12 protein-coding genes and 1 pseudogene are annotated in these 12,214 nt (G+C 63.2%); 5 read left to right on the plus strand and 8 right to left on the minus strand.

All coding sequences use genetic code 11. The features are described 5' to 3' along the window. A pseudogene (locus tag ACYCUK_RS13485) lies at positions 1-633 on the minus strand (transposase); the annotation flags it as partial. Between the two features lie 175 nt (positions 634-808). Here ACYCUK_RS13485 and ACYCUK_RS13490 point away from each other — a divergent pair. The 3 genes from ACYCUK_RS13490 to ACYCUK_RS13500 all read left to right on the plus strand — a co-directional run bounded on the left by ACYCUK_RS13490 (position 809) and on the right by ACYCUK_RS13500 (position 3,150). Next, entirely contained in the window at positions 809-1,279 is a 471-nt protein-coding gene (locus ACYCUK_RS13490) for a hypothetical protein (protein WP_461595238.1), read from the plus strand. Between the two features lie 17 nt (positions 1,280-1,296). Beyond that, positions 1,297-1,725, plus strand: coding sequence for a TOBE domain-containing protein (locus ACYCUK_RS13495; protein WP_461595239.1), 429 nt, complete (start codon positions 1,297-1,299; stop codon positions 1,723-1,725). Between the two features lie 405 nt (positions 1,726-2,130). Further along, positions 2,131-3,150 carry a sulfurtransferase gene (locus tag ACYCUK_RS13500; RefSeq protein WP_461595240.1) on the plus strand — a complete coding sequence of 340 codons (1,020 nt, stop codon included), beginning with the start codon at positions 2,131-2,133 and terminating at the stop codon, positions 3,148-3,150. Positions 3,151-3,259: 109 nt separating this feature from the next. Here ACYCUK_RS13500 and ACYCUK_RS13505 read toward each other — a convergent pair whose 3' ends face one another. From ACYCUK_RS13505 to ACYCUK_RS13515, 3 genes are all read right to left on the minus strand, one after another. Continuing rightward, positions 3,260-3,745 carry a GNAT family N-acetyltransferase gene (locus ACYCUK_RS13505; protein ID WP_461595241.1) on the minus strand — a complete coding sequence of 162 codons (486 nt, stop codon included), beginning with the start codon at positions 3,743-3,745 and terminating at the stop codon, positions 3,260-3,262. A 9-nt stretch (positions 3,746-3,754) separates the two neighbouring features. Further along, positions 3,755-4,288: a DUF2867 domain-containing protein gene (locus ACYCUK_RS13510; protein WP_461595242.1), complete on the minus strand. Its 534-nt coding sequence runs from the start codon at positions 4,286-4,288 to the stop codon at positions 3,755-3,757. A gap of 259 nt (positions 4,289-4,547) precedes the next feature. Beyond that, positions 4,548-5,537, minus strand: coding sequence for an NAD-dependent epimerase/dehydratase family protein (locus ACYCUK_RS13515; protein ID WP_461595243.1), 990 nt, complete (start codon positions 5,535-5,537; stop codon positions 4,548-4,550). Between the two features lie 97 nt (positions 5,538-5,634). Between ACYCUK_RS13515 and ACYCUK_RS13520 the strand changes: the two genes are divergently transcribed. Further along, positions 5,635-6,534, plus strand: a complete 900-nt coding sequence (locus ACYCUK_RS13520) for a LysR family transcriptional regulator (protein ID WP_461595244.1) — start codon at positions 5,635-5,637, stop codon at positions 6,532-6,534. A 39-nt stretch (positions 6,535-6,573) separates the two neighbouring features. Here ACYCUK_RS13520 and ACYCUK_RS13525 read toward each other — a convergent pair whose 3' ends face one another. The 4 genes from ACYCUK_RS13525 to ACYCUK_RS13540 form a co-directional block, all read right to left on the minus strand. Further along, the gene (locus tag ACYCUK_RS13525; RefSeq protein WP_461595245.1) at positions 6,574-7,002 is read right to left on the minus strand and encodes an EVE domain-containing protein; all 429 of its coding nucleotides are present in this window, start codon (positions 7,000-7,002) and stop codon (positions 6,574-6,576) included. Next, positions 6,999-7,370, minus strand: a complete 372-nt coding sequence (locus ACYCUK_RS13530) for a VOC family protein (protein WP_461595246.1) — start codon at positions 7,368-7,370, stop codon at positions 6,999-7,001. The genes ACYCUK_RS13525 and ACYCUK_RS13530 overlap by 4 nt, the downstream gene beginning before the upstream one ends. 124 nt (positions 7,371-7,494) lie before the next feature. Then, the gene (locus tag ACYCUK_RS13535; RefSeq protein ID WP_461595247.1) at positions 7,495-8,184 is read right to left on the minus strand and encodes a helix-turn-helix transcriptional regulator; all 690 of its coding nucleotides are present in this window, start codon (positions 8,182-8,184) and stop codon (positions 7,495-7,497) included. Between the two features lie 237 nt (positions 8,185-8,421). After that, a complete protein-coding gene (locus ACYCUK_RS13540; RefSeq protein ID WP_461595248.1) occupies positions 8,422-8,802 on the minus strand; it encodes a homoserine dehydrogenase in 381 nt (126 codons plus the stop codon). 566 nt (positions 8,803-9,368) lie between these two features. Here ACYCUK_RS13540 and ACYCUK_RS13545 point away from each other — a divergent pair. Next, on the plus strand, positions 9,369-11,735 hold the full coding sequence (locus tag ACYCUK_RS13545) for a putative bifunctional diguanylate cyclase/phosphodiesterase (RefSeq protein ID WP_461595249.1): 2,367 nt from the start codon (positions 9,369-9,371) through the stop codon (positions 11,733-11,735). The last annotated feature ends 479 nt before the right edge of the window (positions 11,736-12,214 follow it).

Consider the following 12,214-nt stretch of genomic DNA (forward strand, 5'->3'; position numbering starts at 1 on the left):
CGGGCAGGATGCCCAGCGCCAGGTACACGGCCTTGTTGCGCACCACGGCGTCCTCGCGAATCTTCACCCGCAGGGCGTCGAAGAACACCACCGGGTCCAGCCGCTCCAGCGGCCGAGCCTGCCAGGCGCCGACCTCGGCCATGACGGCGTCGGCACGCTGCTGACGAACTCGGGGGGAGACCTCCACGCCGTGGGCTTCCTGCACGAAGGCCTGGATCTCGCGCAGCGTCATGCCGCGCGCATACAGCGCCACGATCTTATCGTCGAACCCGGCAAAGCGCCGCGCGTGCTTGGGAATGAGCCGCGGGTCGAACGAGCCCTGGCGATCTCGCGGCACCTCGATGCGCAGCGCCCCTGTGTCGGTCAGCACCGTCTTGCCGCTCGTGCCGTTGCGCTGGTTGCCGGCACCTTCGGGTTTGTCGGCCCCAGGCGCATAGCCCCCAGGTGGTGCGATAGCTCGGCTCCCATGGCGCGCTCGATGAGCGCCTTCCTGAACGCCTGGACGGTGTCTTCCACGGCAGCCGCCGTCATCGGCCCCGTCACGAGCTGATCCAGCCAGTCCGACGGAATGGTGGGCAGCGTCCTTTGCACAGCATCGGCAGCAGTGCATTGTTGGTGTTTCTTGCTCGGCATACATGCTCCTTTCACACTTCACATCAAAAACGGTCGTTCTCTGAACCCACCTCAAGCCTGCAAAGCCAGGGGTGGATGTTGGCGTTTTGCGTGCAAAGAGACGGAATTTGGAGGGCCTTGGTTGCTCTCGAATGACGTGTTCGTTATATTCAATCAAACATCACGAGTGAGTTTGATGCTTATCCCGTACGTTTGCCGCAGCCCCATCTTCTTCATCCTGCTATCTCTACTGCCATGCGGCATGTCCTTTGCCGGCAATGTGGACACTCGGCTGGTGGTGCCGTTGCCGAAGGCTGCCTACCTGCATGAACTCGCACTGATGCGCGATCACCTGCAGGCCATGGCAGCGATCGAACGCAAGATGGGCCAGCGTCAATGGCTTGAGGCGGCCCGCATTGCCCAGATGCACCTGGGCCTGAGTGTCATGGGTTCCCGGCAGATGCGGCTCATGCATCGCGATATGCCTGCCGGGATGCAGCAGATCGGCATGGCTTTTCACCGCCAATCAGAGCTGTTCGTCGTGCAACTGCAAAACACCGCAGCGACGGGCCAGGTCGGCCCTGCATTCCAGGCCCTGGCAGACGTCACATCCAACTGCGTAGCCTGCCACGCGGCGTATCGATTCGAGATCAAGCCATCACCCTGATTCCAACGGAGGTCCACATGCGAACCAGCGCACGCAACGTGCTGCACGGCACGATCGAGGTCGTCACGCCCGGCGCCGTCAATGCCGAGGTGGTCCTGCGACTGCCCGGAGGAGAGCGGCTTATCGCGATCATCACCTTGGACAGCATGCGCCGTCTCGGCCTGGAGCCCGACACACCCGCATGGGCGATGATCAAGGCGTCCTGGCCCATTCTGTGCACCCCACAAGACTGTACGAAAACATCGGCCCGCAATCGGCTCTGCGGCCAAGTCAGCCGCATTGTCCCCGGGGTCGTCAATGATGAAATTTCCATCGAGCTGAGTGGTGGCGGCGAGTTGGTCGTCATGATCACGCCCGCAAGCACCCGTCACCTGGGCCTCCAGCTTGGCCTGCACGTATGCGCCTTGATCAAGGCTTCACACATCATCCTCGGGGTGGACGACTGACCGTCACAATCCTCGCTTGCGCGGCCCTTCGGGGCCGCTTTTTTGTGGATCCTTGTTCCGCCGCGAGATTGCACAAACGCACACCGGGGTACCCCGCGCATCATCCGGCGGCCGATTTGACAAGTACCAATACGATATACTCATACGAATACTTCGAATGCCTTTTGAGTTCGCCTGTCTGACCATCACTCGCACCTCATCGCGACGTCACCACAAACCATCCTGGCCGGCGCAGCCTTCGTCAAGCTCATGACCAGCGCCGAAGGGCGGACGTTGTTCAAGGACTACGGCTACAGCGAACCCAAGGGCGACGCTCTGAAGTGAAATCCGCATGGAGCATGCGAAGCCAAGAGGCTTGGCCCAGCCGCTCTCGGTACTCAACTTTCTTCAATGGAGACTGACACCATGGCCTTTTTCAACCCCCTGCTGCGCTCGGTCGCTCCATGCCTCGGATTGGTGCTCTCGGCCGCATGCTGCCCGGCTGCGTACGCAGCCGGGCTTCCGGGGCCCTTGGTCTCCGTGCAGTGGTTGCACGATCACGCCAAGGCTGTCCAGATCGTCGATATCCGCGACGACATCAACAGCTTGACCAGCGACCCCACATTCAACACCGAAGGCGGCAAAAAAGTCTTGAGCAAGGTCGGGGGCTATGTGCCAGGCGCCTTGTCTGTCAATTTCTGGGCGATTCGGGACAAGCGCGACATCGACGGTCACAAGGTCGATTTTCTGCTGCCGACCTCGTCGGATTTTCAGGCCGTGATGCAAGCTTCTCAGCTCGAAGCTGACAAGCCCGTGGTCCTTGTTCCAACGGGAGACGACGCTTCATCACTCCAGGAAGCGGCCTACCTGGCTTACGCGCTGCAAGTCTTCGGCATGCCGGCCGATGAGGTCGCCATTCTCAACGGCGGGACGCATGCATGGATCGCCGCCGGCTATCCGGTGGATACGGATGCCATTGCGCCGATGACATCCGGACATTGGGTCGCCAAGCCTGCCGACATGAAACTGGTGGCCACCACGCAGCAAGTGCTGGCGGCGAGCAAACATCCGGGGCGTCCCATCCTCGTCGATGCCAGACCCATGGCCCAATTTGTGGGGGTCGAGCAAAGTATCGTGGCGACCGAAGCTGGACGCATCCCAGGAGCGCGCTCCTTGCCACCTTCGGTGTTGTATCGAACGGCCAAGGACGGATCAGCCCGGTTTCTGCGTGCGGCCCAGTACCGGGCCCTCCTGCCCTTGGTGGGTCTGTCCGAACGCGGTCCGATGATTGCCTACTGCAACACGGGCCAATACGCCGCGAGCACCTGGTTCATCCTGACCCGACTGGTGGGCGACCAGCAAGTCCGTGTGTACCCAGGCTCGATCAACGAGTGGTCCCATTTGGGCTATCCAATGCTGGGCCTGCCAGGCCAGGAGGCAGGATGAGTCGGCAATCCAAGACGACGGCTCCCGGTGCCATCGAATGGCAATGATGACGCTCCTGGGCCGCTGATTCACCTCGAACCGGGCGGCGCCGCAGGCGCAAGATCCGGTCTCAATGCCGGACATTGCTCACCCCGACCTGTTTGCACATGACGGCAACCATGCCGCCGGGAAGCAGGCGATGCCCCAGCACCGACCAACCCAGGCGTGCATAGAACTGCTGCGAACCCGGGGTATAGAGGTGGAGCCGCTCAACCCCGAGCGAGGCGGCTTCGCGTTCTGCCGCCTGCACCAGCAGCGCGCCGATGCCGTGGCGACGAAACTCCGGCACGACGTATAGGCCAGCTAACCACGGCGATTCCGGAAACTGCGGCAATTCCTGCTCCTTCAAGGCCACGGTCCCGACGACCTGGTTCCCGGAAAGTGCAACGAGAGCGGTTGGGATCTGCCGCTGCGTGAGCCAGCTTTCGATACGGCGTTGCACCGAGGCTTGGGTCTCACCGCCATAGATGAGCCTCCACTCCTCGAAGAACCACGCGGCGATGCGCGGCACCGCCCCTGCATGTTCGATCATCGGCCGGATGACGATGCCATCCATGGCAAGTTCTCAGGGCGCCGCAGATTGCCCAGTCTCCAGCCGCGACAGCATGGCGGGAACGATGCGCTTGTGGATCGGTCCGACGAACAGCATGTAGACGCGTCCCAGCAGATTGTGAATATGCACCACGGTGGAGACCGCCAACGCGTTGCGGCCGGCTTCAGCGACCTTGCAGACGGAAACCTTGACATCCAGATGCTTGTCCGAGTCGCCCAGGATGACCTCGTCAGCGCTCAGATGCAGGATCGTGAAAATCCCCACCCGGTCTCCCACCCGGTAGTCGCTCGGCGATTTGGACGGGTTGATCGCGTTGAGATGTCCGAGATGCTTCAAGCCAACCATGGCAACCATGCGATTGCGGATGGCCATCAGACGGTTGACCCAGCCCGGCGTGCGCGATGCCATCCCCAGAAAAATCGCCAATGCCGAGGGTGACCCCGGATCGATCGGCAGCGCATAGCAGTCCATGAAATCCGCGCCGGCCACATGGCGGCCGATCTCCGTGCTGGAAGGTACAGGGATGGCCTGGATGGTGGACTTCATGGAAGGTCAGGGTGGGGGGGACGAGTGGGAACATGAGCCGGGGATGCCTTGGACTCCGAGGACGCCTGGATCGTAGCCCAGCGGTCGCGCCGCCAACGGTCACCGGCACGATGGTGCCGAAGACATTGCGCTGGGCGAAGCCACGGCGCGGGATCGAGCTGCCGCTGGCGCCTGCCGTTGTGGGTGGGGCAGGTTGATGGGCTGAAGGGCATCTCGGCCACACCCATTTGCACAGGGGCGGATCTCACGGCAACCTCGGTCAGACAACCGTGGCGCCGGCCTTGTCGCCTTGGGCAAGACCGAGGTCGATCAGCGCCTGTCGTAAGGCAACGGGGAGGGGGGTGTCCTGCACAGGACCAATCTGTCGTCTCAGCGCCGTGCCATTCAGCGCATGCGGCACCCGCCACAGATACGCCATCTCCGCCACCTCCCGCCACATCGGCACCACCAGGCCCCCGAGGCGAACGACACCCCAGGGCATGGAGCCTCGCTTGAAGCCCTGGACGGGGCGGATGCCGAGGTCCATGGCCGCGGCCTCGATGCCACCGAGCAGTTGCGCACCCGTGAGCGTGTACCCGGCGAACTGCAGCCGCGCCAAACTTTGGCGATCACCGCGTTCGGCCACCGCCACGAAGGCACGCGCCAGATCCGGGAGATAGGCCCAGGCATGCGGAACATCCACCGGCCCTGGATAGACCAACTTGCCGCGCGCCAGCGACTTGGCGATGATCAGGTCAAACCAGGAACCATGGCCGCAGCCGAAGAAGTCCCCGGCGCGGATCACCACGCTGCGCAGTCCCCGCGAGGCGCTTGCGGCAAGTTCGGCTTCCATGGCGCAACGCATGCGCCCCTTGACCGTGGTCGGTCGCTCGGGCGTGTGTTCGTCAAGGACCGGCGCCATGCCCGCGCCGAAGTTGTAGACATTGCCCGGCAGCATCAACAGCGCGTCCAGGCGCTGCGCCAGATCCATGCCCAGCCGCAACAGGGGCAAGGCCTGTTCGCGCCACGCCGTATACAGCGGATTGACGGCGTAGACCACCACGGACGCACCCGCAGCCTGGGCAGCCAAGTCCCGGCCTGCATCCAGCGGGGTGGATAGAGCCATCACGCCCGCAGGCAGCGGATCGGCCGATCCATGCCGCGCCTGCGCCAGCACCGTCCATCCCGCAGCGGCGAACGCCGCCACCGCAGCCTGCCCGAAGCGCCCGTTGGCACCCAGGATCAAGGCGGTCTTCTCGGATGGGGGCATTGCGACTCCTCTGGGCGTGTTCATGGAAAGGTCAGTCTAGGCAGTCCGGCTTCATCTGAAAACTGTGCCCATCCGCAATCGAGCTCTACACTTTCGCATGGGACAACCATCCTTCGACTGGGCCCTCATCCGCAGCTTTCTGGCGGTCATCGATGCCGGCAGCCTGATGGAGGCTGCGCGCCGGCTGGGGGCCCATCAACCCACCCTGAGCCGCCACATGGCCGAACTGGAAGCGCAGCTCGGCGTGCCGTTGTTCGAGCGCACCGGGCGTGGCTTGACGCCCACGGCCGCGGCGCTGGCGATGATCGACGCCGCGCGGCAGATGAAGCTGGGGGCCGATGCCTTGTCACGGTCTTTGGAGGTTCAGCGCCATGCCACGACCGGGACGGTGCGCCTCAGCAGCAGCCAGGTGGCGGCGAGCTGGTTGCTGCCGCCCGTGCTGGTTGCGCTGCGCGAAGCCGAACCCGGCATCGCCGTCGAACTCGTCGCCTCGAACCAGCTCTCGAACTTGCTCGAGCGCGAAGCGGACATTGCCGTGCGCATGGTGCGGCCACGGCAAGGCGCGTTGATCGCGCGCAAGCTGGCCGACATCCCGCTGACCGCGGCTGCCCATGCGTCTTACCTGGAACGCGCCGGCACGCCCAACAAGCCGGAGGATCTGCTGCGGCATCGCCTGGTGGGCTACGACCACGACGACACCATCCTGCGAGGGTTTGCGCGCCTGGGGGTGACGATTACGCGCGAACACTTTGCGGTGCGCACCGACGATCAAGTCGCCTACGCCCAGCTCGTGGCGGCGGGGGCGGGCATCGGGTTTGTTGCGGCCTACACCCTGCGCAACTGGCCGGGTGTGCAAGCCGTGCTGCCGGATCTGCGGATTGCGCCCTTGCCCTGCTGGCTGGCCGTGCACCGCGAGGTGCGTGCCAGCGGGGTGGTGCGGCGCGTCTATGACTTCCTGGCCGAGGCCATTCCGCGCGAGGTGAGCCGAACCGCGTGATGGTCTGATCGGATCCCATGGCCGACCCGATGACCAAGCTCATGCTGGCCCAACAGCACCCATCGCTTCGGCGATGAGCTGCAGGTCCTGCGCGGACACCTCGAACAACCCAAAGCGCAACGTGTAGCCCCAGTTGCGCTGGCCCGAGGTCCAGGCGAGGCGATCGAGCAGGGGCTGGATCGGGGCCTCGCGGGCTTGCAGCCAGTGCACGTCCCGCCGGAAAGGGCAGAACCCTCCGCCCATGTCCGCCGGGTAGGGCGCGCCTGGCTTGACCATGCCGATGGCGGTGAAGGCCTGCAACTTGGTCTTCGCCTGAAACTGCGCGGTGGGCGAGTAGTAGGCAACCGGGTCACCCGGCTGGATCCGGCGCAAGGGCGCCGCCTTGCCGTGGCAGACCTGCATGAAGCCTTCGGCGCGGCCCCGGCGCACATGATCCGCCGAGGCGACGGCGATCCAGTTGCGGTTCACGCTGCGCTCGGTGCAAACACCCGCAGCCGATGACCGTCCGGGTCCTGCGCCACGAACGTCGCACCAAAATCCATCCGCACCGGCGTTTGCAGGATGGTCAGTCCGCGCCGGGACCAGTCGGCATGCATGGCGGCGACGGCCTCGGCATCGCCCACCGCGAAGGCGAGTTCGGCACCGCCGCCGAGCGCCGTTGCGGCCGGCTCGACCGCGTGTTTCGACCACAGCCCCAGCATGACGCCCGAGTCGAGCGCAAACAGGACGAAAGTCGGTGAAGCCTGGACAGGTGTCAGGCCGAGCAGGCCCGCGTAGAAGGCGGCGCTGACCGCTGGGCTGTCGACATACAGAATGCAGAAGTTGGGGCTGGGCATGGTGTGGCTCCGCAGTGGGGTCAAGGATGAAGACTCAGGACCATGCCGTCTGCGTTGAGCGCGGAGGGCATGAATCACTTGCCCCCATCCTAGAAACCACCCCTGCCAGTTTCTGGCAGCAGTCTTACTGCATAGGAATGCCTTCGATCTGGCGCCAGTCTTGCATCAGCGCCTGGCGCCGGCGCGGATAGCGGGTGTCGCAGACCTGCAGGCTGACGATCCGGTCGGTGCGGAAATGCCGGAATGCCTGGCGCGACTCGCACCAGGCCGCGATGACCCGGGCCTGCTCGAAGAAGCCGAGCGCGAAGGGCCAGATCGTTCGCACCGACAGCTTGTCTTGGAGGTCGCGGTAGTGAATATCGAGCTTGCGTTCCATGCGGATCGCTTGGCGAATCCGGCGCAATTCCGCATCACCCACCGCCATGGGGGTGCCGGGGCCGACCAGCAGTGCCGAGCTGTCGAGTTCATGGCGCAGGTCTGCGGGCAGGACGGCACCGATCTTGGCCAGGGCATTGCGCGCGGCATCGCCAAGGCTGGAATCGGCGCGGTCGGCAACCCAGCGCGAGCCCAGGACCAGGGCCTCGATCTCCTCCGCGGAGAACATCAGCGGGGGCAGCAGGAAGCCGGGCCGCAGGACGTAGCCGATGCCCGGCTCGCCATCGATGTGGGCGCCCTGGGCGCGCAGGGACGCGATGTCCCGATAGAGCGTGCGCAGGCTGATGCCGAGTTCGGCGGCCAGCCCCATCCCACGGGCCGGCTGCCGCTGGCGGCGCAGGACTTGCATCAGGGCGAGCAGGCGTTCAGCGCGGGACAAATCCGTTCTCCATCACAAAGCAGTCTGTGCGGGATCAGGAGGTTCCCATGGCTTCACCTGTACCTGTAGCGAGGACTCCCCGCCGTGGCTTTTTTACAGTGCCATGCATCGGGTGAGGCTTGTTCAAGTTGCGATCAAACAACATCCATCTTGGGACGCTCTCAAGGAAACGCAGGGCCGCCCCAAATTTCCTTGACCCCCACGGGGGGCGGGTCGGCGAGCCGACCCTGGGGGCGCTCAATAGCCCTCATGGGCATGCACATCGGGGAGTTCCACACCTGGCACCACGAGGGCCCAAATCAGGCGTGCCACATTCTCCGGGGCGATGACCGTATGGTCGTTGTGCGCGGCAGCCAGCCCTTCGCGTAATTGCCGGCGCACGGCTGCCACGCCGGTGAGATCGAAGACGATGTCCAGATCGCCGTTGCGCTGCAGCAATTCTGCCACCGTCAGCACTGGAATCCTCAGGCTGCGAGCCGTCATGCATCCAGGTGTGTCCGGGTTGACTTCCGCCACCGCCACGATGTCCACCGCCTGGTCTTGCTGCTTGAGCAGCACATCCAAAAAAATCGAACCCACCCGTCCCAGGCCCACGAGGGCTACGCGTTCCTTGTGCATCGTTGTTGTCTCCCGTTTATGCATGACCTGCGCGCCAATTCGGCGCCGTGCCGCATGCTCCCAGCAGGATACGGGCAAGCTTCCATGGGCGCAATGACTTGGGCCATCCTTGGCGCTGCGCCTATTGGCTGGCTCCACCTCCTAACCTTCATGCCTATGGTCATCGCTGCTGCGTTCCCGCGCAACAAGTCGTGCAACAAGCCGGCGATGAACACGCGTGCGTTTTGAACGCTCATGCCCCCGGACTGCGGTTGTGTATGTGCTCCATGCGCACACGCCTTTGTGCATGCGCATGCCACACGCCTCCTGAATCCCGGCCCCTACGCCACGTTGCCGGCCGATTTCGAGCAGGAGGTCGCAAACCAGGTGAGCATTAACGGAGCGCGCTGAGGTTCCCAATCGGGACGTCAAGCGGAACTTCCAAGCAAGTCCCCAATCATTGGGCGATTGTGTGAAATTTCTCACAGTGGCGAGCTGTCGTTCGCGCGGACAATCAAGCAACTTCTACGCAGTCCCATCCGCTGCATTGGTCACCCCCCTCGAAGTGCTCAGATGGACGCCGCCGAATGATGACCGCCACCCTCTTCGCCTCGCCCGATCCGATTCGGAAAACATCAAGCACCTTGGTCATCCGGCTATGGATTTTGGGCCTGGCTGTGCTGCTAGCCATCCTCGGCGTATCGGGCTACTACCAGTGGGCGGCGGTTCAGCGCAACGTCCTGACCTTGCTGCAAGCCTATGCGAGCGAATACACCGTCAATCTTCGCAACAAGCTGAGTGCGTATGCCAGGCAGCTTGAGCTAACCGAGCATGCATTGCAGCAGGCATCTTCCAGCCCAGAAATCCCCATCCTGCTGGGACTCTTGCATCAGCGCAGCACCTACCGCAACGTCGTCTTGCTTGACGCTCGGGGCCGTCCCTTGGTCACGGTCGGTGCGCCCTGGGTCTATCCCAGCCTCAATCCCCAACTGACACCTCAAACCCGCGCAGCTTGGCGAGGCTGCCCGGAACAGGCCAATGATTGCCTGACCGCTCCCGCACCAGCGCCCCACCATCCAGGCGTCTTTCTTGCAGCCAATATCCACCGCTTGCTGCACCCGATCGGTCAGGCCTCGTGGATCGTGCTGGTTCATCCCAATATTGACCCAAGCATCCTGCGCGACGTACGCAGTCCCTATCCCGCCACCGTCATCGTTGTTCTCCGCGAGGGCGACCATCTCTTGCAGATGCGCAATCCGAGCCCAACCCAACTGGGCTATGGCTACGCCCAATCGGGCATTTTGGCGCGGTCGCTGAACCAGCATCCCGATGCGCTTGAAGGCACTTATGTCGGCATGCCGACAGCATCCAGGGGTCCCGTTTTTGGCACTTTCCTGCGCGTTCCAGAATGGCCACTCATCGTCGGTGTCTCCTTGCCTTATGCGGCATTGGTTTCGACTTGGTTGCGCAACATGGCGCCCATGGCGGCCATTCTCGTGGTGATGGGCCTCCTGGGGACAGCACTCTTGCGTTTGGGATTGAACCGACTGCGCGAAGCTGAAACTGCCCGCGAAGCCAGTCAAGCCGCCTTGCAGGCGCAAATCCAAACCAGCCAAAACCAAGCCATCACCGATCCATTGAGCGGTTTGCTCAACCGCCGTGGCATCGAACAGGCCTTATCGGACGAGTTCGCCCGCGCACAGCGCACGGGAGAGGGCTTTGGCTTGGTTTTGATGGACCTGGATCACTTCAAGCTCGTCAATGATTCCTATGGTCATCCTGCTGGCGATAGCGTTTTGTTGCGTGTTGCGGATCTTTTGCGCGAGCATGTCCGCCAGGGCGACGCCGTCGCGCGCTGGGGTGGGGAGGAGTTTCTCATCCTGCTGCCGCGACAAAACCTGGAAAGAACCCATCAGACGGCCCAACGCCTGCGCGAAGCTGTTGCTGTCATGCGTGTGACGCATGGCCCGCACACCATCCACGTCACGGCAAGCTTCGGGATTGCCGCATGGTCGGGGGCGGCGTGCACGCCCGCGCAGCTCATCGGACGACTGGATTCCCTGCTTTATGACGCCAAACGCAGCGGTCGTAACAGGGTTAAGGGATTGGAAGCCCAGGAGAGCCATATTCTGTCGCACGGAGCGCGGATTCAAAGTGCCCTGGATGGGGGCCGGGTTCGCGCGGCGTATCAACCGCTGGTGGATCTCCGGACCGGCGAGACCGTCGGGCAAGAAGCCCTCGCCCGGATGCTGACGCCCAGTGGAGAGGTCATGCCTGCCGCAGACTTCATCGGCGCAGCACACCGGCTGCGCCTGGAGCACCGCATCGATGCGGTGGTTTCGCATCTGGCGCTTGAGCACTGTGGCAAGCGCACCCGCGGCGGCGGCCTTCCGATGAAGCATCTGATCAACTGCTCGGCAGATTTTTTATCGCGTCCCGATTGCGTGCAGGGTTTGCTGGACGCAGCGCGGTCGCAGTGTGTCGCCTGTGGTCAGACACAAGGCTCGGCCAAGCCCGTGGTCATCGAGATCACCGAACGGCAGATCCTTGGTCACCCCAAGGAAACCCTAGCCATGTTGCAGCCCTTGTTGGACTTCGGCTTCGAGTTGGCCGTGGACGATTTTGGCAGCGGCTATTCGTCCTTCCTGTATCTGCTCAATCTGCCAGTGAAGTACCTGAAAATTGAGATGGAGCTGGTGCAACGCGCCGTCACCGATCCCAAGGCCCGAGTCATGGTCAAGTCGATCCAGGCCATGGCCCGGGAACTGGGCATCCTGACCATCGCCGAGGGGATCGAAACCCCAGAAATGCGCGACCTCATGGGTTCCATCGGCGTGGACTGGGGGCAGGGGTATCTGTGGGGAAGGCCGGAGTTGGATGCGGCTTCAGAAATCCCAACGCACGCCTGCGATGTGTTGCCCAGATCCGGCGTGAGTCCCTGGGCGCCAGCATGATCCCTGATCGCGCAAGGGCGATCGGTGTGGTGAGACCCAACTCCAGGACGTCCTGCCGAGGTGATTGCCATCCATCGAGCATGAGAACCGAGAACGCGATTCAGTGGGATGCTGGGCCATGTGCTTGATCGATGTTCCTGGGCCATTCTGTGTGATTTTTCACAGTTTCACGGTTTTGTTGGTTGAATGGCTGGACATGATGCCTTGATTCGAACAAAATCAAAGCTTATGCATGGATGCATACAGAATGCGCTTGGGTGCGTCAGGGCGTCCCGCGGCAATTGAAGGGATCGCGCCCTTTCTCCGAGAGATCAGAGGCTTTATTGGTGGTATGTCGGTGCTTGGATCGAAGGTACCCAAAACATGGTGCGGCGGCCGTGACTGAACCCGTGATTGGCCCAAGGCCAAGATAAAAAAATATCCTCGGAGGGCTTGACTTTGACCAATGATGATGTTAGCGGGGGGGGGGGGGGGGGGGG

The sequence above is a fragment of the Thiomonas sp. genome, from assembly GCF_054608695.1.